Annotated in this window: 24 protein-coding genes; 7 read left to right on the plus strand and 17 right to left on the minus strand. The window is 44.9% G+C overall.

Going from position 1 to position 24717, the window contains the following annotated elements; translation table 11 throughout:
* Positions 1-32: 32 nt before the first annotated feature.
* The 7 genes from IM792_RS20005 to IM792_RS20035 form a co-directional block, all read right to left on the minus strand.
* The gene (locus IM792_RS20005; protein ID WP_194103693.1) at positions 33-1523 is read right to left on the minus strand and encodes an oligosaccharide flippase family protein; all 1491 of its coding nucleotides are present in this window, start codon (positions 1521-1523) and stop codon (positions 33-35) included.
* A 27-nt stretch (positions 1524-1550) separates the two neighbouring features.
* A complete protein-coding gene (locus IM792_RS20010; RefSeq protein ID WP_194103694.1) occupies positions 1551-2273 on the minus strand; it encodes a class I SAM-dependent methyltransferase in 723 nt (240 codons plus the stop codon).
* Positions 2273-3268, minus strand: a complete 996-nt coding sequence (locus IM792_RS20015; protein ID WP_194103695.1) for a glycosyltransferase — start codon at positions 3266-3268, stop codon at positions 2273-2275. Before IM792_RS20015 ends, IM792_RS20010 begins: the two co-directional genes overlap by 1 nt.
* Before the next feature lie 102 nt (positions 3269-3370).
* The gene (locus IM792_RS20020; protein WP_194103696.1) at positions 3371-4402 is read right to left on the minus strand and encodes a LamG-like jellyroll fold domain-containing protein; all 1032 of its coding nucleotides are present in this window, start codon (positions 4400-4402) and stop codon (positions 3371-3373) included.
* 93 nt (positions 4403-4495) lie between these two features.
* Positions 4496-6304 carry a translational GTPase TypA gene (gene typA, locus IM792_RS20025; RefSeq protein WP_194103697.1) on the minus strand — a complete coding sequence of 603 codons (1809 nt, stop codon included), beginning with the start codon at positions 6302-6304 and terminating at the stop codon, positions 4496-4498.
* A 176-nt stretch (positions 6305-6480) separates the two neighbouring features.
* The gene (locus IM792_RS20030) at positions 6481-6897 is read right to left on the minus strand and encodes a hypothetical protein (RefSeq protein ID WP_194103698.1); all 417 of its coding nucleotides are present in this window, start codon (positions 6895-6897) and stop codon (positions 6481-6483) included.
* On the minus strand, positions 6894-7793 hold the full coding sequence (locus IM792_RS20035; RefSeq protein WP_228085285.1) for a zinc dependent phospholipase C family protein: 900 nt from the start codon (positions 7791-7793) through the stop codon (positions 6894-6896). Before IM792_RS20035 ends, IM792_RS20030 begins: the two co-directional genes overlap by 4 nt.
* 131 nt (positions 7794-7924) lie before the next feature.
* Here IM792_RS20035 and rpsT point away from each other — a divergent pair, with 131 nt between their 5' ends.
* From rpsT to IM792_RS20055, 4 genes are all read left to right on the plus strand, one after another.
* The gene (gene rpsT, locus IM792_RS20040; RefSeq protein ID WP_194103699.1) at positions 7925-8179 is read left to right on the plus strand and encodes a 30S ribosomal protein S20; all 255 of its coding nucleotides are present in this window, start codon (positions 7925-7927) and stop codon (positions 8177-8179) included.
* Positions 8180-8515: 336 nt separating this feature from the next.
* A complete protein-coding gene (radC, locus tag IM792_RS20045; RefSeq protein ID WP_194103700.1) occupies positions 8516-9214 on the plus strand; it encodes a DNA repair protein RadC in 699 nt (232 codons plus the stop codon).
* Positions 9215-9221: 7 nt separating this feature from the next.
* Complete coding sequence (locus tag IM792_RS20050) at positions 9222-9770, plus strand: hypothetical protein (RefSeq protein WP_194103701.1); 549 nt, start codon at positions 9222-9224, stop codon at positions 9768-9770.
* Positions 9771-9826: 56 nt separating this feature from the next.
* Positions 9827-10042, plus strand: coding sequence for a hypothetical protein (locus IM792_RS20055; protein WP_194103702.1), 216 nt, complete (start codon positions 9827-9829; stop codon positions 10040-10042).
* A 9-nt stretch (positions 10043-10051) separates the two neighbouring features.
* Here the strand turns inward: IM792_RS20055 and IM792_RS20060 are convergent, their stop codons facing one another.
* Both IM792_RS20060 and rlmN read right to left on the minus strand, forming a co-directional pair.
* Positions 10052-10747, minus strand: a complete 696-nt coding sequence (locus IM792_RS20060) for a phosphoribosyltransferase family protein (RefSeq protein ID WP_194103703.1) — start codon at positions 10745-10747, stop codon at positions 10052-10054.
* 3 nt (positions 10748-10750) lie between these two features.
* Complete coding sequence (gene rlmN / locus IM792_RS20065) at positions 10751-11818, minus strand: 23S rRNA (adenine(2503)-C(2))-methyltransferase RlmN (RefSeq protein ID WP_194103704.1); 1068 nt, start codon at positions 11816-11818, stop codon at positions 10751-10753.
* A 149-nt stretch (positions 11819-11967) separates the two neighbouring features.
* Between rlmN and IM792_RS20070 the strand changes: the two genes are divergently transcribed.
* A complete protein-coding gene (locus IM792_RS20070; RefSeq protein WP_194103705.1) occupies positions 11968-13143 on the plus strand; it encodes an amidohydrolase family protein in 1176 nt (391 codons plus the stop codon).
* 52 nt (positions 13144-13195) lie between these two features.
* Here IM792_RS20070 and IM792_RS20075 read toward each other — a convergent pair whose 3' ends face one another.
* The 8 genes from IM792_RS20075 to IM792_RS20110 all read right to left on the minus strand — a co-directional run bounded on the left by IM792_RS20075 (position 13196) and on the right by IM792_RS20110 (position 19826).
* Entirely contained in the window at positions 13196-15076 is a 1881-nt protein-coding gene (locus IM792_RS20075; RefSeq protein WP_194103706.1) for a DNA topoisomerase IV subunit B, read from the minus strand.
* Positions 15077-15157: 81 nt separating this feature from the next.
* Positions 15158-15841 (minus strand): hypothetical protein, encoded by a 684-nt coding sequence (locus IM792_RS20080; RefSeq protein WP_194103707.1) that lies wholly within the window; start codon positions 15839-15841, stop codon positions 15158-15160.
* A 103-nt stretch (positions 15842-15944) separates the two neighbouring features.
* Complete coding sequence (ftcD, locus tag IM792_RS20085; RefSeq protein ID WP_194103708.1) at positions 15945-16934, minus strand: glutamate formimidoyltransferase; 990 nt, start codon at positions 16932-16934, stop codon at positions 15945-15947.
* A gap of 22 nt (positions 16935-16956) precedes the next feature.
* The gene (locus IM792_RS20090; protein WP_194103709.1) at positions 16957-17787 is read right to left on the minus strand and encodes a hypothetical protein; all 831 of its coding nucleotides are present in this window, start codon (positions 17785-17787) and stop codon (positions 16957-16959) included.
* Between the two features lie 19 nt (positions 17788-17806).
* A complete protein-coding gene (locus IM792_RS20095) occupies positions 17807-18217 on the minus strand; it encodes a DUF6157 family protein (RefSeq protein WP_194103710.1) in 411 nt (136 codons plus the stop codon).
* 2 nt (positions 18218-18219) lie between these two features.
* Complete coding sequence (locus IM792_RS20100; protein ID WP_194103711.1) at positions 18220-18654, minus strand: DUF1579 family protein; 435 nt, start codon at positions 18652-18654, stop codon at positions 18220-18222.
* Positions 18655-18670: 16 nt separating this feature from the next.
* On the minus strand, positions 18671-19057 hold the full coding sequence (locus tag IM792_RS20105) for a DUF3037 domain-containing protein (RefSeq protein WP_194103712.1): 387 nt from the start codon (positions 19055-19057) through the stop codon (positions 18671-18673).
* A complete protein-coding gene (locus IM792_RS20110) occupies positions 19035-19826 on the minus strand; it encodes a HipA family kinase (RefSeq protein ID WP_194103713.1) in 792 nt (263 codons plus the stop codon). The genes IM792_RS20105 and IM792_RS20110 overlap by 23 nt, the downstream gene beginning before the upstream one ends.
* Before the next feature lie 193 nt (positions 19827-20019).
* On the opposite strand from IM792_RS20110, the gene IM792_RS20115 reads away from it, so the two are divergent.
* Together IM792_RS20115 and IM792_RS20120 are read left to right on the plus strand one after the other, a co-directional pair.
* The gene (locus tag IM792_RS20115) at positions 20020-22305 is read left to right on the plus strand and encodes a prolyl oligopeptidase family serine peptidase (protein WP_194103714.1); all 2286 of its coding nucleotides are present in this window, start codon (positions 20020-20022) and stop codon (positions 22303-22305) included.
* A 158-nt stretch (positions 22306-22463) separates the two neighbouring features.
* The gene (locus IM792_RS20120) at positions 22464-24698 is read left to right on the plus strand and encodes a heavy metal translocating P-type ATPase (protein ID WP_194103715.1); all 2235 of its coding nucleotides are present in this window, start codon (positions 22464-22466) and stop codon (positions 24696-24698) included.
* Positions 24699-24717: the final 19 nt, after the last annotated feature.

Here is a 24717-nt window from a genome sequence, read left to right on the forward strand (position 1 = left end):
TTACCGGCAGGTTTTAAAAAATATAATAATACTTACCTACGTGCAAATTTAGCTATAAGCTCATCAACCTTCTCATTAACATCGCCGGATATTTTAAACAAATAGGTGAGCAAAGCATACACAATACCAGTGGCGCTGCTGCGTGCCGCAATATCAAGCCATACATTGGGCAGGCGCCAAAAGTTAAAGCCTATAAAGTAGCTTACGGCGGCAATAACCACCACCAGCAGGTGCTTGTAGGTAAAGGGCTGCATTTTAAAGCGAATTTTGATGTACAGCCAGGTAGCGAAATTCATCCCCACAATACTTAAAAAATAAGCCACTGCCGAACCCAGCGCGCCATATTCAGGTATCAGCAGGTAATTGAGCGTAACGCACATAATGCACATTATTACGGTAATAAGCGTTACCAAACGATACTTATGCGATGTGGAGATGATATAGCTGTTTAACCCGCCGGTAATATCAGCTAAAAAACCAAGACCGATCACAATGAACAGGGTGAAGTATTTTGGATCGGTAAAATCCTTATTGCGGGCAAGGGCATAGAGATTTTCGCGGTTGATGAATATGCCTACGAACAACAACATGCCTACTACCAACTGTATAATGGATGTTTTGGAATATACATCGGCAATGTTGGCCATATTCTTTGATCGCCACGAATCGGCCACAATAGCGTACGTGGTGCGGCTAAGCGCCTGCGCAGGTATGCTGATCACCATGGCAATGTTAAAGTACCAGCTGTAAATGCCGGTAACGGCATCGCTGGCCATGGAGCTTAGCATCAGCGTGTCAACCTTTTGCAGTAGGGTGTATACCGAGCTTGATACGAGGGTGAACATACCGAAGTTGATCATCTCCTGCTTTTTTTCGCGGGTGAGGGTACTGGTTACAGCGCCCATTTTAAAGTTGCCTGATACCACGAGATACACCAGCAGTATAAGCGATATCAACCCGTTAATGATGATGTAGCCAAATATAAAGCCCTCAAAGGTTAACCACTGTTTGGCTATCATGATAAGCATTACGGTTGTGGCCAAACGCAGCACCACAAATTGTAATACGTTCGAGAATATGGTACGATAAACCGCCCGCCCTGTCATCTCTAAAAAGTTAAAGCCGATGATGAACAGCGCCAGCGGTATCATGTAATAATAATACTTAACAAACAGCGGCGAACTTTGGGCGTATGCGCCCATAATGGCAGGCTTGAATACAAGGTACAACGCTGTGGCAATCGCGAAGCCTATGAGGCCTAAAAACGCCGTCCAATGCAGAAAACCGTTATGCTTGCGGTCATCAGTACGGTAAAACGGAAAATAGCGGGCAATTATACTGGGCACCCCCATTGATGATACCAGCGAGTACAGTACCGATACACTGATCACCAGGTTATAAAAGCCAAAATTATCATCGCCTACAATTGGCGGAAAAAGCAACACCGTATTAATATAAGCTATGGCCATGCCGGCATACAGCACTATGGTGTTTTTGTAAGCCTGTTGTTTTACTATCCCCATTATAATTAAACACTACTTAGCTTCCGCTTAAATAGTATTTACAAAGGTTGAAAATTCTTCCGGAATTTTTAGGTTAAGATACTCCGCGCGGTTATTATCCAGATCGGCGTAGTTTAATGCCTGTACCTGTTCAAGTGTTAATGGCAACATGCTGTCGGGCTTGCCCGGTCTAACCATGCCAATGCCGTGGTCGGTATTAAATACCTTTACTTGCAGATCGGGCCTGGTTGAGCGCAGCTGAGCTATTGTTTTCCAAACGTCGCCGTTCCAAATGTTTGCCCAGCCGGGCAGGTTCATGGCCGCGGCCTCGTCAGATGTATAGGCACGTACCGCGGCGCTCTCGCTAAGCGGGTTACAATCATGCAATAATATCACACCGCCGGGGTTTAAGTGCTTCAGGGCATTCTCCACATCGGTTACTACCTGCTCGTACAGGTGCAGGCCATCAATAAATATAACATCAATGCCGCCAATCTCTTTCAGGTAACCGGCTTGCTGCGCGAAAAAGTCATCGCTGGTAACTTCAAAAAACTTGTTGTTAAAGTTTGATGGGTTTTTGATATAAGCTTTTACCTTTTTGGTAAATTTTATAACAAAGTTGGGGTCGACAGCCAGTTTGCGGTTGGCTTTTATTTTGAATAAGCAAAAACCGGTTTGTACACCAATTTCAACGTAATTAACTTTAGTTTTTTTCTTTTTTATAACATCGATACATGCCTGTATCATGTCATATCGTTTTAGTTCGCCCATTAAAATTTCTCAGAGTTTGCTTTACCTAAATTGCCCTTAAGGCCATCGTTCACGGCAACTAACAGCTTTTTATACTCGGTTGTTTTGTTGCTCGCTAAACTTATCAGGTACAGATATACTAAATATATAACCTTGTTAACGCCAAACATAATATTATTTTTGATAGCCACACGCGAGTAAAAGTACATACGGTTACGAATGTGATAATAAGTGCGAAAACTCCATTCATCAAGTAACTGGTTGTGCATAAACCGCTTTTTGTAATTGATGCCTTGCGATTTATCAATATCAACCACCCGGGCAGCCGGTACCAGCCATATAGTGCCGCCGTGCTGTGTAATGCGGTAGCTGTATTCCGAATCGTCGACATATAAAAATAGCTCCTGTTTAGGCAGGCCAATGTCGGCTATTAGTTTTTTATGCAGTAGCAAACCACCGTAAGGTACATAAGGCATTTTTACACGGGTTTTAAACTCCTGTTGTTTTGCTGACCGGTCCCGCCACTTATTATATTGATTAACGAATACCCTGAACAGGTGGAAACCCAAAAAGTTATCCTTTAGCAGGTAATAGCGATACGGATCTTCGCCGCGGGCTATGCGTACATGTTGCGCCCTGTCGTCGCGCAAGCAAAAAAGGGCTTTCTTGTTATCGGCGGCATCAATGGTGTTCCATTGTTGCAAAAGCAAGTCGAGCGCATCCTCATCGGGTAGGTTATCATCATCAAGCAGCCACACAAAATCGCAGTCCACGTTTTCAAAAGCGTACTTTATACCTTGATTGTAGCCGCCTGCCGAGCCAAGGTTTTCGGCATTGTTGAGCACAATAACCCTGTCATGCTGATCAGATATTTCAACCGGTTGTGCCGACGCGTTATCAACTACCACGGCCTTAACTACCTGCGGTAATGCCAGCACACGTGCCAGCACCCGTTGCAGCAGGTGTTGCCTGTTGCCGTAGGTGAGGGTTACAATGCAAACGGTTTGTTTTATCATTAATATAGCGGTGCCCACTAAATTACAAGGCGCTGCAAAGTAGCTTATTCTTTATTAACCGTCAAATAAAAAAGGCCGTTATAAAACGGCCTTCAAAAATTTTTAGTCATCCCGCGTATGCAGATCCACAATTCCGGCATCTGATATTTTGCGGTTGTATATCCTGATGTCGTCTATCTTACCGTGGAAAAAGTATGGGTTTGCATACTGATCTAAATCAAGCAAGCTGTTGTTGCCTATATGCAGTTTGGCATCAGTATTGGCATTCGGCGTAGGTATCTCCTGAACCTTGCTGTCCAATATACCATCAATATACAGGCTTATTTGTTTTTTAGCCAGATCGTAAGTTATGGTAAGCATATGCCATGACGCGGTATCAATAGTCATGTAACCGGCAGCGAATGGATCAAGACCGCCAGATACATTATAGAACAGATTGCCTGGCGATGCACCATCATGATTAGCGGTGCCAACAATGGAGCAGTTCCAGCCATTTTGGTAGGCGCCCTGGTTTTTTGATAGCAATGAACTGCCTGACGCTGCAATGTAGCTATCCAGCTTTACCCACATGTTTAAAGTAAAATCGGTATTGTGTAACCTCAAAGCCTCCGTATCATTTATGGTGATATGGCTGCTTGTGCCGTTGAACTGGTAGGCTGCCTCGGGTTTGTTGTTACGATCAGTAGTTGGGTAAACGTTATTGGTTGTACCGTGGTTGCTGTTGCCTGATGAGTCGGCCGCGTTATTGTTGAACTTGTAATAAGCGATCAGCCCAACAGCAAGGCTATCAGGCGTTGGGTCGGTTACGGTGATGACAACGCTGGCGTATTTTGTACTATCCAGATTGCTTACCGTAACGGTTGATGTGCCTTCGCTTTTCGCGGTCAGTAAACCGGTACGGGTAACGCTTAAAACAGCCGTGTCAGACGAGTAGAGTTTTAACGAATCGGGCGAGAAGTTTGATGGGTTGGTTACCATTGGTATTTGTCGCTTTTCGCCAATAAACATTTTTAGCGAGGCGCTATCAATGTAAATACCTTGTAAAACGTTTCGGTGAATAGAATCCTCGTAAATTTTGCTGCACGAAGTTAGTGTCGCGCAGATCAGGAGGAAACCAATAAAGATGTTCTTCATAATAATGTGTAAGGCCTTAGTATTTGCGTCTAAAATAAAAAAAGGGATTTGTATTTACAAACCCCTTTTTCAAGATATTATTTTAGCTAATGTTTACGACTGGAATTTTTTGCCGTTAACCTTACGCTCGTTCTCTGTTAAGTATATTTTACGCAAACGAATACTTTGTGGTGTTACCTCAATGTATTCATCAGCCTGAATGTACTCCATTGATTCTTCAAGAGAGAATTTGATGGCCGGAGCAATACGTACGTTAGTATCACTACCTGATGCACGCATGTTGGTTAATTGTTTGCCTTTGGTAAGGTTAATAACCAAATCATTATCGCGTATGTGCTCGCCTAATACTTGTCCTTCGTAAATATCAACACCCGGATCAATAAAGAAACGGCCACGATCTTGCAGTTTGTCAATAGCAAAGGCGGTAGTTTTACCTGTATCCATTGATATTAATACACCGTTCAAACGACCGGCTATAGGGCCTTTCCAAGGCTCGTAGGCTTTAAAACGGTGTGCCATGATGGCCTCACCTGCGGTAGCGGTAAGTACGTTGTTACGTAAACCGATAATACCGCGTGACGGGATATCAAACTCAAGGTGTTGTAAGTCGCCTTTTGGCTCCATGATCAACAGATCGCCTTTACGTTGGGTAACCAGCTCAATAACCTTACCGGCTACATCACCTGGTACGTCAACTATTAGGGTTTCCATCGGCTCGCATTTAACACCGTCAATTATTTTAACGATAACCTGCGGCTGACCTACCTGTAACTCGTAACCTTCGCGACGCATGGTTTCGATCAATACTGATAAGTGAAGGATACCACGACCGTATACCAGGTATGAGTCAGGCGATTCGGTTTCAACAACACGTAACGCCAGGTTTTTCTCAGTTTCTTTAAATAAACGATCGCGCAGGTGGCGTGAGGTAACAAATTTACCCTCTTTACCAAAGAAAGGTGAGTTGTTGATGGTGAACATCATGTTCATGGTAGGCTCATCAATTTTGATAACCTCCAGTTGTTCCGGTTTTTCAAAATCGGCAATGGTATCGCCAATGTCAAAACCATCAATACCAACAACAGCGCAAATATCGCCAGCTTTAACTTCGGTAGCTTTAATTTTACCTAAGCCCTCAAAAGTATAAAGCTCTTTAATACGTGATTTTTGGATAGTACCATCGCGTTTTACCAATGATACCGGCATGTTCTCTTTTATAGTACCACGAGCTACACGACCGATAGCGATACGACCTACGAAAGATGAATAATCCAGCGAGGTGATCTGCATTTGCAAGGTACCTTCATTAATAGGTGCCGGTGGGATGTGCGCTAAAATGGTATCCATCAGCGGGAAGATGTTATCGGTTGGGGTTTTCCAATCCGTATTCATCCAGCCTTGTTTTGATGAACCGTAAATAACCGGGAATTCCAGTTGCTCCTCGGTAGCATCAAGGTTAAAGAATAATTCAAAGATCTGCTCGTACACTTCTTCAGGGCGGCAGTTCTCTTTGTCAACCTTGTTTACAACCACAATTGGTTTTAAGCCTAAAGCCAAAGCCTTTTGGGTAACAAAACGGGTTTGCGGCATGGCGCCCTCAAAGGCATCACAAAGCAGCAATACGCCGTCGGCCATTTTTAACACACGCTCAACCTCGCCACCAAAGTCGGCGTGACCAGGGGTGTCAATAATGTTTATTTTAACATCCTTGTATTTAACCGATACGTTTTTGGCAACAATAGTGATACCACGCTCGCGTTCAAGGTCGTTATTATCAAGTATTAGTTCGCCTGTATCCTGTCCATCACGAAAAATCTCGCAGCTGTGCAGAATTTTGTCAACCAATGTAGTTTTACCGTGGTCAACGTGTGCTATAATAGCTATGTTTCTTATTTTTTGCATGTAAATGCGGCTCTAAAATTTGGCGCAAAGATACACTTAATTTATTGCATTTTAAAGTGTTGCGTATTATGTATATATTAATTGCGTAATTATCAGCTAAAAAGGAGGCTGATTAATGATTTGGTGTTTATTACTTAACCAGGTTTTGATGTTGATAGTATAATGAAAGGGAATCATTAATCAACAGGAACCATCTTGCCATTTACAAAATGGTGTAGTTGTTCCCACACTGGTTTGGTTCGCCAATATCGCCATTCTTTTAAAGTGACTAACTCTCTATCATAGCCGTTATAATCCCAAAAGTATATTTGCATAGTTCGGGCTTCAACATAAAATGTCATTGAAGTGCGTATCCAGCCGTCATCCACTGTCATTAATGAATATCTGTAATAGTTGTCACCTTTTGTTGGTCCGCCATCTGGTTCAACAATGGGTCGGTATTCTTTCGGCGTCTTGCGCAAAAAATCTTTTACTTCGGGCAGTTGTTCTATTTTATTGCGAGCTTCTCTCTCCCTGTTTCTTTTCTGCGCAATGCAATCCAGATTCAGCAACAGCAGTGGCATCGTGATTAAAAGGATGATCAGTTGTTTCATTGTTTTAAGGGTTTAGGTTTGGTATCTATCAACTTATTCAGATCAGGCTGGCCGGCATCAACCCAGGCCGAAAACCAGTAGCTGGCGGCCTCGAACATGGCCGCGCGCATTTGCCTTTCAATCATGCCTTTTAACAGGGTGTGGTAAGCCTTACAATATTCGGGCGAGTAGGTTTTTACCTTTCGGCTGCCACGCTTTTCAATAACGAACATCTTATCAGCCGGAAAGCGTTTGTTCAATATGCGCTGCAAGTGCAACACGCTATCCGCCTTACCGAACGATCGCTGGCTGATAGCGAATGCCTGCGTAAGTGGGTTATTAATATACCGGGCTTTTTTTACAGGATACCAGTAGCTGTCGGCAAACAGCTCCGGCAGGCGGCTTTCCCACAGGGCATGTATACCATCCTGACCGGTAAGTTGTCCATCATGGTTTAAAACCAAATGCAGGGGCACGTGTGCGTCGGCCACGTAATGCGCCAGGTCTGCCGAGTTGCGCAGGATAGATGTGGTATCGTGCTGCTTAAATGCCTCTACCAGCCAGTAATAACGTTGTTGAATGGTCCAGGGCAGGGTGCCGTGTTTCAGCAGGGTATCACGCGAGTAGCGTTTTTCAAAATCTTTCCACTTGCGTGGGATGGTTTTGAATGGCGATTTACCGTAACGATCAGCATTAAAAAAGTGTCGTGGTATTTCGGCCGAATCAACATAGCGCCGCTTATCCGCCGTGATGGCGTGCTCGGTTATAAAATTAATATTAGCTTTGTAAAAAGGAGCCATGCCTTTGGGCAGGGCAAACACGGCCATACGGTTAATACGGTGGTGGGCATAATAGCCCCATGATGACAGTATAAAAAGGGTTAGGATGGCAACCGCGCTAAGCGCCGCTTTTTTCATATCCAAATATGCTGATTAACTTTAACATGCGATAAAAAATGAATTTTAAAAAAGGCTTTGTATAATCCAAAAAATCATTCTATATTTGCACTCTTAAATTTTTAGAAATACAGGATAACAAGCTATAAAAGATGGCAAATCATAAATCATCATTAAAAAGAATCAGAGCAAATGCTGCGAAGCGTCTGCGTAACAGGTACCAGGCTAAAACCACCCGTAATGCAATCAAAAAATTAAGGGGTGCAACTACTAAAGCTGAAGGAACAGAGCTATTAGGTAAAGTAATTTCAATGCTTGACCGTTTAGCTAAAAAGAACGTTATTCACAAAAACAAAGCATCAAACAATAAATCAAAACTTACTAAATTCGTTAACGGTTTAGCATAAGCTTTATTTATCAATAATATTTTGAAAGGGATAGTGCATTGCATTATCCCTTTTTTCGTGATTATTATCTTGATCAGAATTTACAGAATTTTAGAATTGACAGGATTTAACTCGAATTCTTGGAATTTAATGAATTGATTGAATTTTAAAAGAATGATGCCACTTTACATCAGTAACATTCTGTCCATTCTCAAATTCTGAAAATTCAGGTTCAGAATAAAGTTGGACTCGAATTTTTAGAATTTATGGAATTGAGTGAATTCTGTTCATTCTCAAATTCAGCAAATTCAGGTTCAGACAAAAAATTCTAAAAATTCGAGTTAAATTCGGCTCACAATGAGCAGTTACCAAAACCATATCAGTATAAAGGCCTGGGCCGAGGAGGATAGGCCGCGCGAGAAATTGAGCGGGCAGGGGAGGCGTTCGTTAACCGATGCCGAGCTGATCGCGATACTGATAGGTTCGGGCAGCAGGGATGAATCAGCAGTTGAGTTGAGCAAGCGTATTCTGCATCATTATGAGAATGATCTGAACAAGCTGGGCAAGGCATCTATCAGTGAGCTTTGCAAGTTTAAGGGAGTGGGCGAGGCTAAGGCAATATCCATTATTGCCGCGCTGGAGGTTGGCCGTCGACGTAACGAAACGGAGAGCAAGCCACCTGAAGAAGTAAAAGGCAGCAATGATGTTTTTAAGCTGATGCGCCGCCACCTGATGGATCTTAACCACGAGGAATTTTGGATAGTGTTGCTTAGTCGTTCATCAAAAGTACTGTCGAAAGAGTTGGTGAGCCGCGGCGGTATATCGGGCACGGTAGCCGATCCGAAGATCATTTTTTATATGGCCCTGCAACAACAGGCCAGTGCCATTATATTGATTCATAATCACCCATCGGGCAACCTTAAGCCCAGTCAGCTGGATATTGACCTTACTAAAAAGGTAGCCAACGCGGGTAAGATGTTAGATATCAATGTGCTCGATCATCTCATTATTACCGATAAGGGATATTTTAGCTTTGCTGATGAGGGCTTGTTGTAATTAGAATATGGGTTTCGGCTTTAATCTGGGTTTGATATTTATTGTAATTCCGTTACTGATAGTACTTGGCTTGCTATGGCTGTTTACAAAAAAGCGAATTTTCGGCAAAATTGTAGCATTTGTAATAGTAGCGGTTGTGTTGCTTGCCGTAGCCGGAATATTAAAAGAAAGGTATACCGCTAAGATGAAGTTAAAGCAAAGCGACTATTATGGCGGGTATACTATCGACAAAAATTTCTACCCGGGCATTTTTGCAGATTGGCAATATGATACTTTCCGGTTCGAGATCAGGCAGAATGATTCTATTTATTTTTATGTTACGAAGCGGGAGCGCGTAATCAGAACGTATAAATGTAAAATTGCTACAGTTAGCCCTTATGGTTCAGCGCGTTTGGTTATAAAAATGGATCAGCTGGGTCATCATATATTAGGCTCTGATCCAACGGTGTATCATGGTCGGGATGGGTTTTACCTGGTGTTTAATTCAGCGCGCTACAAAAACATGTTTTTTGTGAAAAATAAATGGGTGGCTTTGCATCATACAATTCCGCATTAAGCATTTTATAAAAACATAGGTGTAATAACATCGTTATAACATAAAACCATAACACCATGATAGAGCCAGAAGACGAATTACAACAAGACGATCAGTTAAGCCAAAAAGACGAGCAAGCCAGTCAGCAGGATATTCATTCCAACGGTTTTGATGATACCGTTGAGGATTTTGGTGAGATAGACGAAACCTCAAAAGCCGAGCAAGCTTATGATGCCTCAGAAAGTTCATACCTGCTTGATTTTGGCGATGACGCCGATCCTGACGAAGATTAACATATATTGTTATTCGGCGTAAGCTATGGTAGCAATGCTTAGCTTAAGGCCGGGTACTTTAAGCAACTCAATACCGCAGGCTTCGAGGGTGGAGCCTGTGGTAACAATATCATCAACCAGCAAAATATGTTTGTTGGCCAGTTTGCCTGCATTAGCCACGGCAAACACTTCGCGCATATTCTCAAACCGTGCAAACCGCGATTTACGGGTTTGTGTTTCGGTAGCTATAACGCGCACCAGGTTATCTAACTCTACAGGCGCATCCAGTTTTTGCGCCAAACCATCGGCAAATAATTTACTTTGATTGTAGCCACGTTTACGCAGCTTGCTTTTATGCAGGGGCACGGGGATGATATAATCAAAGGTACCTGTTGTTAAGCCTTTCAATTGTTCGCCGGCTATATTGCCCAATGCTACGCCCACCTGTTTCTCGCCCTCGTACTTAAAACGGTGAACCATGTTTTGCACCTTGCCGCCTTTGGTAAAATACAACAGGGCATATGCATGCTCAATTTTTAGCTTACCCCAAAACTGGCGGGCCACAATATTATCTTTTTGCTGGTGAAAGTTGGTGTAAGGCAAATCGAACTTACAGGCAGTGCAAATAACCTGTTCGCCTTTTAATAACTGCCGGTTACAGGCGGCACAAAGGTCGGGGAATATAAGCGCAATAAAATCGGCCAGGTAGGTGTTACGCAGCCACATTTATTACAAGGCTTGTTCTTTTTCTTTCTCCTTAATAGCTAATTGTCCGCAGGCGGCATCAATATCCTTACCACGGCTGCGGCGCAGGTTAGTGATAATGCCTTGCTTGCGCAGGTAAGCGGCAAAGGCTTCAACTTTGTCTTCGCCCGCGTTAATGTAGCTGGCAAAAGCGATGGGGTTATACTCAATAATGTTAACCTTACAAGGCAGGTGCTTACAAAAACGGGCAAGCTCCATAGCATCCTGAATGTTGTCATTAACACCGTCAAAAATAATGTACTCGTAGGTTACAGGATTTTTGGTTTTGGCGTAATAGTATTTAAGCGCATCGGCCAGTGCCTTTAGCGAGTTTTGCTCGTTTATAGGCATTATGGTATTACGCTTTTCATCATTAGCGGCGTGCAGCGAAAGTGCCAGGTTAAACTTAACCTGATCATCGCCCAGCTTCTTGATCATTTTGGCAATACCCGCGGTTGATACCGTAATGCGTTTGGCAGCCATATTCAGCCCATCCTCCGAGGTGATCTTTTCGATAGACTTCATCACATTGGCATAGTTAAGCAATGGCTCGCCCATACCCATGTACACAATATTGCTTAAGGGTTGATTATAATTTTCGCGCGCCTGCTTATCGATAAGCACCACCTGATCGTATATTTCGTCGGGATTAAGGTTGCGTTTGCGCTCCATGTATCCTGTAGCACAAAATTTACATGTAAGGCTGCAGCCCACCTGAGATGATACACAGGCCGTCATTCGCTCTGTAGTAGGTATAAGCACCCCTTCAATTAAATGGTTGTCGTGTAAAATAAAAGAATTTTTTATAGTTTTATCACCACTTAGCTGTGAGGTATGAATTTTAACATTATTGATAGTGAAATTCTGCTCAAGCTTGGTACGCAGTTCTTTTGAGATATTGCTCATTTCATCAAATGAAAAGCAAGATTTTTTCCAGAGCCACTCGTACACTTGTTTCGCTCTGAACCCCTTTTCACCCATTTGGGTAAATTGATCCTGTAAAGCGTTGAGGGTTAGGCTTCGGATGTCCGTTTTAACAGTTGCAGTGTTCACGGTGCAAAGGTACTTAAATTTAAAAATTTTTGTGTTTTTGTAAAATCATTTCTTTTATTTTGATTAAAAAACAACAACTATAAGTTAATGGTGTTAATTTATATGAGCATATTTGGGAAGAAAGTTTGAGAAGATGCTAACAGATACCAATGAAAAATTTTAAAGCCGATTACGTTTTTCCTATTTATGCCGACCCTATACCAAATGGTATCGTAACCGTTGATGATAACGGTAAGATCATATCAGTAACTGACGATCCCTCAACCGTAACCGGTGACATTGAGCAATTGAGCGGAATTATCACCCCCGGCTTTGTAAATACGCATTGCCACCTGGAGCTTTCGCACATGAAAGACAGGATATCGCCGGGCAATGGTTTGGTAAATTTTGTAAAGGAGGTGATCACTATGCGCCGCACCGTAGTTGCCGACCCGCAGGAGGTAACAAATGCCGCCATTGCCGCCGATAAAATGATGTATGATAACGGTATTGTTGCCGTTGGCGATATATCAAACACCGATGTTACCGCGCCTGTAAAAAAAGAGAGTAAAATATACTACCATACCTTTGTTGAGGCCATGAGCTTTGTACCCGAAAGGGCACAGGCCGTTTTTGATAGCGCGCTGGAAACCTTGCAAAGCTTTAAGCCGCTTTCGGTATCTATTACCCCGCATGCGCCATACTCGGTATCAAAGGAGTTGTTCAGGCTGATAAAAAAGTATAGCGACGACGGCAAAAACCTCATCAGCATACATAACCAGGAGTGTGAGGACGAGAACAAGTTTTACCGCTACAAGCTTGGCGAGTTTAACGATCTGTATAAGTTTTTGGAGATTGATATTGATTATTTTAAGCCACAGGCACGTAATTCGGTACAGTCAATAGTGCCTTTGCTAAGCAATAACCAGGAGATATTGCTGGTACACAACACCTGTACCAACCTTAAGGATATTTATTTTGTGCGCCGTTTTGATAAACGGGTAAACTGGTGCTTTTGCCCCAATGCCAACCTGTATATCGAAAAGCGTTTGCCCAAAATAAATCTGTTCGTTGATCAAGGTTTTAATATTACTTTGGGCACTGATAGCCTGGCCTCAAACTACGGCCTAAGCATATTGAGCGAAATGGCTACCATACAAAAGAATTTTCCGCAGATAGCCATTAGTCAGTTGCTAAAATGGGCAACCATTAACGGCGCCGAGTTTTTAGGCATCGATAAAAAGTACGGCACACTATCGCCGGGCAAAACACCGGGACTGAACCTGATAACCGGGCTGGATACCATGAAGATAACCCCCGAAACACAAGTAAAACGGTTGATATAAAAAATGCCTGCTTTAAACAAAAGCAGGCATTTTTATTATGAAATTCTCCTGGTTAAACCGCTACGGCCAGTTCGGCATCGGCAACCAGCGGATTAATGTTTTCATCATCCTTTTCAACACGCAGGTTTTGTACAATGTGTTGCTGGCGGGCAGGGGTGTTCTTACCCATAAAATATTCAAGCAAGCCTTTAATGTTGGCATCCTTCAAAAAAACCGGGTCGAGGCGGATATCCTTGCCAATGAACAACCCAAACTCATCGGGCGATATTTCGCCCAAACCTTTAAATCGGGTTATCTCGGGTTTGTTGCCCAACTTGGCAATAGCGTTGCGGCGTTCCTCATCGCTATAGCAATAAATAGTTTCCTTTTTATTACGCACACGGAAAAGCGGCGTTTGCAATATGGATACGTGCCCGGCTTTTACCAGATCGGGAAAGAATTGCAAAAAGAAGGTCATTAACAACAGGCGAATGTGCATACCATCCACATCGGCATCGGTAGCTATCACTATGTTGTTGTAGCGCAGGTTATCAATACCATCCTCAATATTAAGGGCATGTTGCAGCAGGTTGAATTCCTCGTTCTCGTAAACTACTTTTTTGGTAAGGCCAAAGCAGTTAAGCGGCTTACCTTTCAAGCTGAAAACAGCCTGCGTCATTACATCGCGCGATTTGGTGATCGATCCGCTGGCCGAGTCACCCTCGGTGATGAACAGGGTGGTTTCCTGCTTGCGCTCATGGTTGTCATCAAAATGCAGCTTGCAATCGCGCAGCTTGCGGTTATGTAACGATGCTTTTTTGGCACGCTCGTTAGCCAGTTTTTTGATACCTGCAATATCCTTACGCTCACGCTCTGATTGCAGGATGCGTTTCTGTAATTCATCAGCAACGGCCGGGTTTTTATGCAGATAATCGTCGAGCTCTTTTTTAACAAAATCGTTAATAAAGCCACGCACGGTAGGTCCGTCCGGTCCTACGTTTTGTGAGCCCAGTTTGGTTTTGGTTTGCGACTCGAATACCGGCTCCTGCACCTTAATGGCTATGGCCGCTACTATGGATGCACGCACGTCGGCAGCGTCAAACTCTTTTTTATAGTACTCGCGGATGGTTTTTACCACCGCCTCGCGAAAGGCTGCCTGGTGGGTACCACCTTGTGTGGTATGCTGGCCGTTAACAAACGAGTAGTACTCCTCGCCGTACTGCTGCCCGTGAGTCATGGCTATCTCAATATCCTCACCCTTTAGGTGGATGATAGGATAGCGTATGGTTTCGGGGTTGGTATGGCGACTAAGCAGATCGTGCAGGCCGCGCTCCGAAAAATATTTTTGTCCGTTAAAGTTGATGGTAAGGCCTGAGTTAAGGTAAACATAATTCCATATCATGTTCTCCACAAACTCGGGTATAAAGCGGTAATGCCTGAAAATGGTATCATCGGGCATAAAGTTAATAGCCGTACCGTTGCGCTGGCTGGTTTCCTTCTCAGGCTCATCACGAATGATCTCGCCTTTGGCAAATTCAGCTATCTTGGTGCGCCCATCACGGTACGATTGTACGGTGAAAGCGGTAGACAAAGCATTTACAGCCTTGGTACCCACACCATTCAACCCTACCGATTTTTGGAAAGCCTTGCTATCATACTTACCACCGGTATTTATTTTTGATACACAGTCGATCACCTTACCCAGTGGTATGCCACGGCCATAATCGCGCACGGTAACCTTATGGTCGCTCATGTTCACCTCTATGGTGCGGCCGCTGCCCATCACAAACTCATCTATCGAGTTATCAACTATCTCTTTTAGTAATACATAGATACCATCATCATACGCCGAACCATCGCCCAGCTTACCAATGTACATGCCGGGGCGCAGGCGTATGTGCTCCTTCCAATCGAGGGAGCGTATGCTATCTTCACTATAATTCGGTTCAGCCATAATATGCAAACGTAGTTTATCAGGATGCAAAAATACACCCGGTTTAAGCAAAAATAAAGTTTTAGATGAGTTAGTGAGTCCTTAATCTTCTAACTTACTAACATTTTGAGATACGGACTTGAATTTGAGGCTGCTGCCCGCGCGTTCAACGTTCTTGTAAAACTCAGGGTCCTTTTGGTTGGTAAAACAAACCATGATTATAGTGCCTGTATGAAACTTTTGCAGGGCGATAAGCAATGCATACTGGTAACTCTTGGTTTCGGGCGTATCCTCCAGCGTTAAAAGGTATGATCGGCCTGCATCGGCATTGTAGCGCTTAAGTGCCGCTGCCGGTAAGGTGCGCACAAACGGATTGCTTTGCCAGGTAAAAGCATTGGCATTTACTTTGGCTATCTCCTTGTATATCGAATCGGCACTGGCTAATGGTGGTTCGTCATCGGCGCGGTCGCGCTCGAAATTGGCCAGGCTTTCCTTTTGCGATCGTACCTGGTACCAAACCTCAAAAGCGGCATCGGGTATATCCATGGCATAGTCAAAAGTAAAGTCATCATCATTAAGCGCCGGTATTTCCCTAAAACCTTTGGGCATCATAAAGTTTACACCCGCCCGATTAGCAAGACTGTCAAACCGCGATAGTTGTTCGGTTTGTTTGGGTTTTATAATATACTTTTTGGTGGATTTTACCTGGGCATGGGCTGTTATGCAAATAGCAAATAACACATACAGCAATACAGATTGCGCTATTTGTTTTTTTGATAGCCTCATTAATTATAGGAGATATAAACCGAATGTAGAATAAACAATTAGTAAATCAAAATATTATTCGGCTGATGTTTACGGAATTGAGAAAAGCATGACGAGGCCTTTTTTAAATATGCAGGAGGTACTCGATCACTCTTTGGTCAACCTCAAACTTTCCCAACGCGCCGAGCTTTAATTCGTTTACTGCTGTTTGTACGAGTTGGTTTTCGTTTTGGTTATAATTTAACTGCTGTTTTTCTGTAAAATATTTACCGGCCTCCACCAAACATGTTAAAGGTATCAGGCCGATGAGTTCACTCCCGGTTATATCAGCACCCAGCTTTTGCGCCTGTCGCCTAACTTCCTCAAAAACTATGTGTACCGGTGTGTGCTCAATGTTGGTGAGATTCATGGATACCTGGGCGGCATTATATTCATCCATATACCAGCCTATGGCCTTAACAAATTTGAGGCTGCCGGGTGTGCCCTTGTACCCGCTTTCGCGCACGGCGTAAGCAATTTCTTTTGCTGTATCTACCGATTTGGTATTGAGCGTAATATTATAAGCCACCAGGTAATTACGTGCGCCTATAACCGTAGCACCACGTTTGGCATCCATTTCGGCAGGGCCAAAGTCGGGTTGCCAGCCAGATTGGTGTATCTTCTCAAAAAAGCCCTCGTACTCGCCCGAACGGATGATGGACAGGTTGCTACGGCGTTTATCGGGCTGTGAGTTCTCGTACAGGTAAACGGGTATCTGCAATTCCTCACCAACACGGCGCGCCAGCTGATGAGCATATTGTACCACCTCATCCATACCAATACCACTCACCGGCACCAGCGGACAAACATCAGTAGCGCCCATGCGCGGGTGCTCGCCTTTTTGGGTGCGCATGTCAATCAGTTCGCCTGCGGTTTTTATGGCGGCAAAGGCGGCATCAACCACGGCCTGCGGTTCACCGGCAAAGGTGATCACGGTGCGGTTGGCATCATGCCCCGGGTCAACATTTAACAGGCGTAAACCCTCAATACTGCTTATGGCATTGGCAATAGCGGCAATAGTTTCGGCATTAATGCCGTCGCTAAAATTGGGTACGCATTCTATAATTTGTTCCATTTTTGGGGGATGATGTTATGAGTTAGGCTTTATGCGCTTGTATGGCACTCAATGCAGATACACATTCCTCAAGCTCCCTGAGCCATTCCGGATCAATATCCGCATCTGCCTTTGTGTTTTTTAGATTTTGACGGAGTAAAGGTAAATAACGCTCATCCTCAGTTTCAATAATGGCTTTTAGCAATAGGCTACCATACTCGCCGGTAGTAAGCTCCCGTATTATGATATCCTTAACGCGGTCATCTTTACGCTTTGCCAAGCCAAATATCGCTTCAAGTTTTGTTTCCTGATGCTTATCATTAACCCGGTTCCACAAAGCATCCCTGATAGCTTTATTATTCCTGTCAGTTTGAGAGGCAAGGCCGAAAGTTGCCCAGTTTTTTATCTTGCTCAACCTATCAGCCGAGAGTTCTATCAAAGCATCAATGACTTTTAGATCATTTATACCGAGCAAGGCAAAAGTTAAACCCTCCCTTACCAGATTATTTTCATTGTTGATAAAAGAGCAGAGCCTTTCAACCTGTTCGTGATTGATATCGCTGTTGTTGTGGCCTATGGCGTAGAGTATTGATCTTAAAACATCGGGATGGGTTTCGGTACTCAGCAGGTCAAAATACAACTTAAGCATTTTCTGTAAGTATGGCCTTGACGGTACGCCTAATTGGGATAAAATATCTATCGCAATTATCTTATGTTTCGGATCATCTGACTTGGTAAGGGCAACGCATTTTGCGAAAAGTTCTTCGCTTGGACGCCCTCTTAGCACCCTGATATTGGCCCAGCGTGACGTGCCCGACTTGCTATTTAAAAGCCGGGAAAGCAGTTTGTCGTCGGTCCAATTTACTTTGCTCATTTTATATGGATGCCTGATATTACGCCCTTTTGGAGCGCATGGCCTTTACCTGTTTCAATTGCTTGTTTTGGGCGAGCTGCTCGTACTCGTCACTCCCTAAACCAAAAACGGCAACCTTGCCATCGGCATTGTTGTGTATGCCCCAGCCGTAGCGCTTGGCTAAGGTTGACGAGCGCAGACAGGCCTGTCCCTTTGAAAAATACTTTTCCCGTTCGGTCAGTTTTTCGGTATTGCTGATGTTGTTCTTGATAGCGTAAGCACCGAATATCACATCGTCCGAAGTAAACTCATACGGATGCTGCGCCATCATATCAAACTGAATATTCGCCACGGTTTTACTGTCCCCCTTTACCGGCGGAACTTCGGCCAAGGTAACCGGGCAGTCATCAGCTACCTGGATGAATGTGTCGTAATAGTTAGTGGTGTGCATATTTAACTAATTTTGGTAAAGTGCATGTCCATCCATGGCAGCCAATTTATACTATCGTCGCTGCGTTCCCATAAAGCGGTCATGGTTTTTCCGTCGTTCTTAGCGTTTAAAAATGAGCGCATATTTTCGTCGGTTATTGAAAGTTCATTCGGAGCATCGCTCGTGGCAAACATGGTGTTGTGTTGCCCTTCACTATCAAATGCATACATAATAAACTTATTGCTTTCCTTGTCATAGCCAATAACCTCAACCAACTCAACCTGATTATCGCCCATTAATACATCAACTGTGTGCAGTATGAATTGCCCGCCCGATACCCAGGCGTAGCTATCAGTTCCGTTAATGGTTATGGCCGGACTATCGGCAGTAGTCAATACGTTACCGCTTGTTTGCCATTTACCTATCAGGAAACTTAAATCATTTATAGCATTACTCATGGTTGATGTTAAGCAATTATAAAACCAACTTCTCAAACAATATCTTCAACTTTTGCGCCGGGTCGCCATCGCACAGGCCGGGGTGGGTTTTTGATGATTGTACCACCGTGCTGCGGGTAGCGGTTAACCACCTGAAACGTGAGGCCACATCCAGTGTGCCTATTGGCCCACCTGCCTTGCTGCCCATGCTGATCTGCTCAAAGGCGGCAAAGTGCTGCTTCAGGTCGTCAATATCAAGTTCGCTGTGCAGGGCCTTCAACCTGTCGGCATCCAGCTTGTACTCAAAACCCAGGTACTTTTGTTTTGGGCAGTACAATATTACCCCTACGTTGATGAATTCCTCGCGTTCTACCCTGGGTACAACGCGTACTACGGCATACTCAAACAGTTGCGGCTCGGGCATGCTGTACCTCCTTTACAAAAACTTCCGACGCGGCAATGCGGCGGATCAAAAATTCATAGTAAACATCCCTGCGTGCCTCGGGCTCCTCATCGCCCAGCCAGCAAACGGGTATCAGGTCAACTATCTTGCGGATGCGCTCATTGGTCAGTATAGCTTTAAAGTCCGCATCGGCCTGCTCTATTTGCGTTGCTAATGGCAGCAGCACATGGTCTTTTATCTGCGCGAAAGGGCGTAGCGCCATTTCCTGCCAGTTATCCCACGAGTGGTGAAAGTATAATGATGCACCATGATCTATCAGCCACAGCTCCTTATGCCAAACCAGCATATTGGTATTGCGTGGCGTGCGGTCAACATTGGTTAGCATGGCATCCAGCCACACAATGCGCGAGGCCAGCTGCTCATCCAAACGGGTAACCACAGGGTCGAACGTTATAGCGCCCGAAAGGTAATGCAACGCCAGGTTAAGGCCAACGCTGGCTTTCAGCAGGTCTTGAATCTCCTCGTCGGGTTCTGATCGGCCAAAGGCGGTATCAAGGTTGGCGAATATCAGCTCAGGCACCCTGAAACCTAACAGGCGGGCAACCTCGCAGCCTATCAGCTCGGCAATAAGCGCCTTAACGCCCTGCCCGGCACCACGGAATTTGAGTACATATAAAAAATCATCGTCGGCCTCGGCAATGGCCGGGAGCGAGCCCCCCTCGCGCAGCGGTGTAACGTAACGGGTAACATTTACGGTACGCAGCTCGGGGTTGAAATCTGCATTGTCCATCCGGCTAAAATAAGGCAATATTGTTAAATAATATAGCCATAGGGTGGTGCTTTGTAACAGCAATATAACCAAGCCGTATACAATATTATCTGATGTTCTTCGGATTTTAACCGATGTGCAGCGGCATTATGTTTTTACTACCGGTGTGTTGTAATTTACCATCACAAAACACCCAAGCAATATTTAAAGTACAATGAAGATCAGCCCAGTTATACCCTGCTTAGCCGTTATGTTGTTTGTACAGCAAGCGTTTGCCCAGCAGAAAAAAAATGCGCCTTACCTGCCTACCCAACAAGAGGTGCTTCAGTCATTTAAAAAAGCTAACGAGTTAGATACCGCCCTTAAAAACATAGCCGTGGTAAGCAACATTAGCCCCAACTGGCAGGCCGATGGCAGCAGCTTTTGGTACCGTAAACCGCTTGATAACCGCGAGAGTGAATATTACCTGGTTGATGCCACCACCGGAAAAAAGAAACAGGCCTTTGATCACGACCGTATGGCCGACGCCATTGCGAAACTGACAGGGAAAGCCGCCGACAGCAAGAAACTGGCCATAAGCGATATGTTTTACAGCGATGATAAAAGCAGCGTAACGCTTAAAACCGGTAACGACTGGATTAAGTGCGATCTGAAAAGCTACAATGCCGAAAAAGCCACCAAGCCCGATCAGCAGGCCTATAACCCAAACCGACCGCTACAACGCCGCCGGTATCGCTGGGCGGGTTTTAATACCGATTCGATATCGCCTGATAAGCAATGGGTAGCCAGGCAACGAAAGGATAATCTCGTTATTAAAAACTTTAAAACCGGGCAGGAGGTAACGCTAAGTACCGATGGTACTACTGAAGCCCCGTATGGAGAGTTCGCGTGGTCGCCAAACGGACAGTACATTATAGGCTACCACATCAACTACAAAAAAATAAAGGATGTTTATTATGTGCTAAGCTCGGTGCCCAACACCACACGCGGCCAGTTACGCACACGCGATTACGCCCAGCCCGGCGACGATTTTAGCAGCTACGAACCATTTGTGTTCAACGTAAAAACCAAAAAACAGCTAAAGGTTGATGCTGAAAAGATAGACTTTTTTGGCGCGCCCGCGCTCAACTTTAGGGAGGGGAATAACCGTTACTTTACGTTCGAGAAAATTGACCGCGGGCACCAGCGTTTCAGGCTGATAGAGGTGGATTGCGAAACGGGTAAAACACGCAATATTATTGATGAGCCGACCAAGACCTTTATTTACGAGCAGCGTATTTTTACCCACTATCTGCCCAAAACAAACGAGGTTATTTGGGTAACCGAGCAGGATGGCTGGCGGCATGCCTACCTGGTGAATACTATTACCGGCAAACAGCAACTCATAACCAAAGGCGATTGGGTACTGCGCGATATTGATAGCGTTGATGCCGTAAAAAGGCAGATATGGTTTAAGGGCAGCGGTATGAACGAAGGGGAAGACCCGTATTTTATTCATTACTATCGCATTGGTTTTAATGGTAAGGGGTTGATCGATCTGACTCCCGAAAAGGGCAATCACCAGGTTACTTACTCGCCCGATCGTAAATATATGATCGACGCTTACTCGCAGGTTGATGTAGCTCCGGTAGTAACTTTGCGCAGCACGGCCACCGGTAAAAAGATAACCGATATTGAAAAGGCCGGTCTGTCGAAACTATTAGCCACAGGAGTTAAGCTCCCCGAGGTATTTGTAGCCAAGGCCCGCGATGGTGTTACGGATATTTGGGGGGTGATCTATCGCCCTGCTAATATGGACCCCAAAAAGTCTTACCCGGTGATCGAGAATATCTACGCCGGTCCGCAGGACTCATTTGTACCCAAGAATTTCGCTGCCGTTAACGAGATGCAGAGCATAGCCCAACTGGGTTTTATTGTGGTGCAGATTGATGGAATGGGCACGGCCAATCGCTCAAAAGCTTTCCACGATGTATGCTGGCATAACCTGGCCGACGCGGGTTTCGCCGACCGTATACTATGGATGAAGGCGCTTGCCGCCAAATATCCGCAGGCTGATATTGACCGTGTGGGATTGTACGGCACATCGGCAGGCGGTCAAAACGCCGCGGGTGGCTTGCTGTTTCACCCGGAGTTTTACAAGGCAGGTGTGGCGGCATGCGGCTGCCACGATAACCGTATTGACAAGCAATGGTGGAATGAGCAGTGGATGGGCTACCCCGTTGGCCCGCATTACGATGCGCAATCAAACATCACCAACGCCGCCAAACTGCAAGGCAACCTGTTGCTGATAGTAGGCGAAGCCGACGAGAACGTACCACCCGAATCAACCCTACGCTTTGCCGACGCGCTAATAAAAGCCGACAAGGATTTTGACCTGCTGGTTATCCCCGGCATGGGTCACAGCGATGGCGGGGTGTACGGGCGTCGCAACAAACGTAATTTCTTTATAAAGCATCTGTTAAAAGCGGAACCTCCGGTAAGGGGTAATGAAGGGATATGATCATTTACTAACCTGTTATCGAAGCGCGCACAACCCCTCCTAAGTCCTCCTCCTCTGGGAGGATTAGGAGGGGTAAATTCTATAAATCTTTTACATAATGATGTAAGACATAAGCCCTGCCTTGTAGGTAAATTTGCTGTGTAAATTATAAGGATATTATGGCGGCACATAGTTTAAAAACACAAACCTTCCCGGTAACGGGCATGAGTTGTGCGGCCTGTGCGGGTAGTGTGGAGAGTATGATAGGTGCCCAGCAGGGTGTTAAGGAAGCTGCTGTAAACTACGCCTCGCAAACCCTTAAGGTTACTTATAACGCTGCCGAAGTTGAACCGCTTGCCATGCAAAAGGCGGTACAATCCATAGGGTACGATTTGATAGTTGATACCGAAAACGCTGCCGAAAAACAAGCCGAAGCGCAGCAGGATCATTATAAAAAGCTCCGGAATAATTTTGTTTACGCGGCTATACTCACGCTGCCGGTGGTAATTATCGGTATGTTTTTGATGGATATGCCGTATGCCAATTATATTATGCTGGCGCTTAGCGCGCCGGTGCTGTTCGTGGCCGGTCGTGGGTTTTTTGTGAACGCGGTTAAGCAGGCATCGCACGGTAAGGCCAATATGGATACGCTGGTGGCTATGAGCACCGGCATCTCTTTTCTATTCAGCCTGTTCAATACCTTTTACCCGCAGTTTTGGCACAGGCAGGGCTTGCATCCGCATGTGTATTACGAGGCCGCCTCGGTGGTTATTGTATTCATTATGCTGGGTAAACTGCTTGAAGAAAAAGCCAAATCGAATACCTCATCGGCCATAAAAAAACTAATGGGTTTACAGCCTAATACGGTTTTGGTATTGAAGAATGGCGCGGAGACAGTACAGTCGCTTGCCGAAGTAAACGTTGGCGATATCATCATTGTTAAGCCCGGCGAAAGGGTAGCGGTGGATGGTACGGTTACCGGGAGCAACTCGTTTATTGATGAAAGCATGATCAGCGGTGAGCCGGTGCCGGTTGAAAAGCAGGCGGGCGATAAGGTATTGGCCGGAACCATCAATCAAAAGGGCAGCTTCCATTTCCGGGCCGAAAAGGTAGGGGCTGATACCATGCTGGCTCACATCATCAAAATGGTGCAGGATGCCCAGGGCTCAAAAGCTCCGGTGCAAAAACTGGTTGATAAAATTGCGGGCATATTTGTGCCGATGGTAATCGGCATTGCGCTATTAAGCTTTGTCGTTTGGCTGATAGCAGGTGGGCAACACGCCTTAACCCACGGCTTAATGGCCTTGGTTACCGTGTTGGTTATTGCCTGCCCATGCGCGTTAGGCTTGGCCACGCCAACAGCCATTATGGTAGGGGTAGGCAAAGGGGCCGAAGAAGGTATTCTGATAAAAGATGCCGAAGCGCTTGAGCTGGGCCATAAGGTAAACGCCATCGTGTTCGATAAAACAGGAACCATCACTATAGGTAAACCCGAAGTAAATGAGTTATTATGGGCTCACTCTAACGAGAATAATGTATCAACCCTGAAAAGTATCTTTCTAAGTTTAGAAAAACAATCCGAGCATCCATTAGCCGGCGCTATTGTGGCGTTTGAGGGATTGAAAGATGCTGCCCCTGTTCAATTAGCTGCTTTTGAAAGTATAACCGGTCGTGGGGTGAGGGCTGAATATGGTGGTGCGATGTATTATGCAGGCAGCCATACACTGGTTGAGGAAAAGCACATCAATATCCCGGCTGATTTAAACGACTCCATAACCCGTTTTAAGGATGGAGCCAAAACCATTATATACTTTGCGGATGATAAGCAGGTATTGGCCATCGCGACTATCAGCGATACAATAAAAGAAGGCTCGGCTGAGGCTATTGAACAACTTACCCGCCAGGGAATAGCGGTTTACATGCTCACGGGAGATAATGAGCAAACCGCCGCCGCCATTGCCAAACAGGCAGGAATTAAAAATTACAAGGCAGATGTATTGCCAACCGACAAAGCCGATTTTATAAAACAGCTGCAACAGCAAGGTAAAATAGTAGCCATGGCGGGCGATGGTATTAACGATAGCCAGGCATTAGCGCAGGCTGATGTAAGCATTGCCATGGGTAAGGGTACCGATATTGCGATGGATGTAGCCAAGATGACGCTCATATCATCCGATCTGCGGCAGGTACCCAGGGCTTTGCGGCTGTCGCGCTTAACGGTGAAAGCCATACGGCAAAACTTGTTTTGGGCGTTTATTTATAACTTGATAGGTATACCCATTGCCGCGGGAATACTATACCCCGTAAACGGCTTTTTGCTTAACCCCATGATAGCGGGCGCGGCTATGGCGCTTAGTTCGGTATCGGTAGTGAGTAATAGTTTGCGTTTAAAATTTTCAAAACTCTACATTTAACATTTGTTATACTACATAT

The organism is Mucilaginibacter sp. JRF (genome assembly GCF_015223065.1).
GTDB lineage: Bacteria > Bacteroidota > Bacteroidia > Sphingobacteriales > Sphingobacteriaceae > Mucilaginibacter.

Bases quoted from the DNA above. Each gene is read 5' to 3' on its own strand.
- IM792_RS20120 (WP_194103715.1), top strand. From the start codon at position 22,464: ATGGCGGCACATAGTTTAAAAACACAAACCTTCCCGGTAACGGGCATG.
- IM792_RS20075 (WP_194103706.1), bottom strand. From the start codon at position 15,076: ATGGCTGAACCGAATTATAGTGAAGATAGCATACGCTCCCTCGATTGG.
- IM792_RS20095 (WP_194103710.1), bottom strand. From the start codon at position 18,217: ATGCACACCACTAACTATTACGACACATTCATCCAGGTAGCTGATGAC.
- IM792_RS20100 (WP_194103711.1), bottom strand. From the start codon at position 18,654: ATGAGTAATGCTATAAATGATTTAAGTTTCCTGATAGGTAAATGGCAA.
- IM792_RS20035 (WP_228085285.1), bottom strand. From the start codon at position 7,793: ATGAAAAAAGCGGCGCTTAGCGCGGTTGCCATCCTAACCCTTTTTATA.
- IM792_RS20010 (WP_194103694.1), bottom strand. From the start codon at position 2,273: ATGGGCGAACTAAAACGATATGACATGATACAGGCATGTATCGATGTT.
- ftcD (WP_194103708.1), bottom strand. From the start codon at position 16,934: ATGGAACAAATTATAGAATGCGTACCCAATTTTAGCGACGGCATTAAT.
- IM792_RS20090 (WP_194103709.1), bottom strand. From the start codon at position 17,787: ATGAGCAAAGTAAATTGGACCGACGACAAACTGCTTTCCCGGCTTTTA.
- IM792_RS20030 (WP_194103698.1), bottom strand. From the start codon at position 6,897: ATGAAACAACTGATCATCCTTTTAATCACGATGCCACTGCTGTTGCTG.
- IM792_RS20050 (WP_194103701.1), top strand. From the start codon at position 9,222: ATGGGTTTCGGCTTTAATCTGGGTTTGATATTTATTGTAATTCCGTTA.
- IM792_RS20020 (WP_194103696.1), bottom strand. From the start codon at position 4,402: ATGAAGAACATCTTTATTGGTTTCCTCCTGATCTGCGCGACACTAACT.
- IM792_RS20110 (WP_194103713.1), bottom strand. From the start codon at position 19,826: ATGGACAATGCAGATTTCAACCCCGAGCTGCGTACCGTAAATGTTACC.
- IM792_RS20060 (WP_194103703.1), bottom strand. From the start codon at position 10,747: ATGTGGCTGCGTAACACCTACCTGGCCGATTTTATTGCGCTTATATTC.
- IM792_RS20070 (WP_194103705.1), top strand. From the start codon at position 11,968: ATGAAAAATTTTAAAGCCGATTACGTTTTTCCTATTTATGCCGACCCT.
- IM792_RS20005 (WP_194103693.1), bottom strand. From the start codon at position 1,523: ATGGGGATAGTAAAACAACAGGCTTACAAAAACACCATAGTGCTGTAT.
- IM792_RS20015 (WP_194103695.1), bottom strand. From the start codon at position 3,268: ATGATAAAACAAACCGTTTGCATTGTAACCCTCACCTACGGCAACAGG.
- IM792_RS20105 (WP_194103712.1), bottom strand. From the start codon at position 19,057: ATGCCCGAGCCGCAACTGTTTGAGTATGCCGTAGTACGCGTTGTACCC.
- rpsT (WP_194103699.1), top strand. From the start codon at position 7,925: ATGGCAAATCATAAATCATCATTAAAAAGAATCAGAGCAAATGCTGCG.
- IM792_RS20115 (WP_194103714.1), top strand. From the start codon at position 20,020: ATGAAGATCAGCCCAGTTATACCCTGCTTAGCCGTTATGTTGTTTGTA.
- radC (WP_194103700.1), top strand. From the start codon at position 8,516: ATGAGCAGTTACCAAAACCATATCAGTATAAAGGCCTGGGCCGAGGAG.
- typA (WP_194103697.1), bottom strand. From the start codon at position 6,304: ATGCAAAAAATAAGAAACATAGCTATTATAGCACACGTTGACCACGGT.
- IM792_RS20080 (WP_194103707.1), bottom strand. From the start codon at position 15,841: ATGAGGCTATCAAAAAAACAAATAGCGCAATCTGTATTGCTGTATGTG.
- IM792_RS20055 (WP_194103702.1), top strand. From the start codon at position 9,827: ATGATAGAGCCAGAAGACGAATTACAACAAGACGATCAGTTAAGCCAA.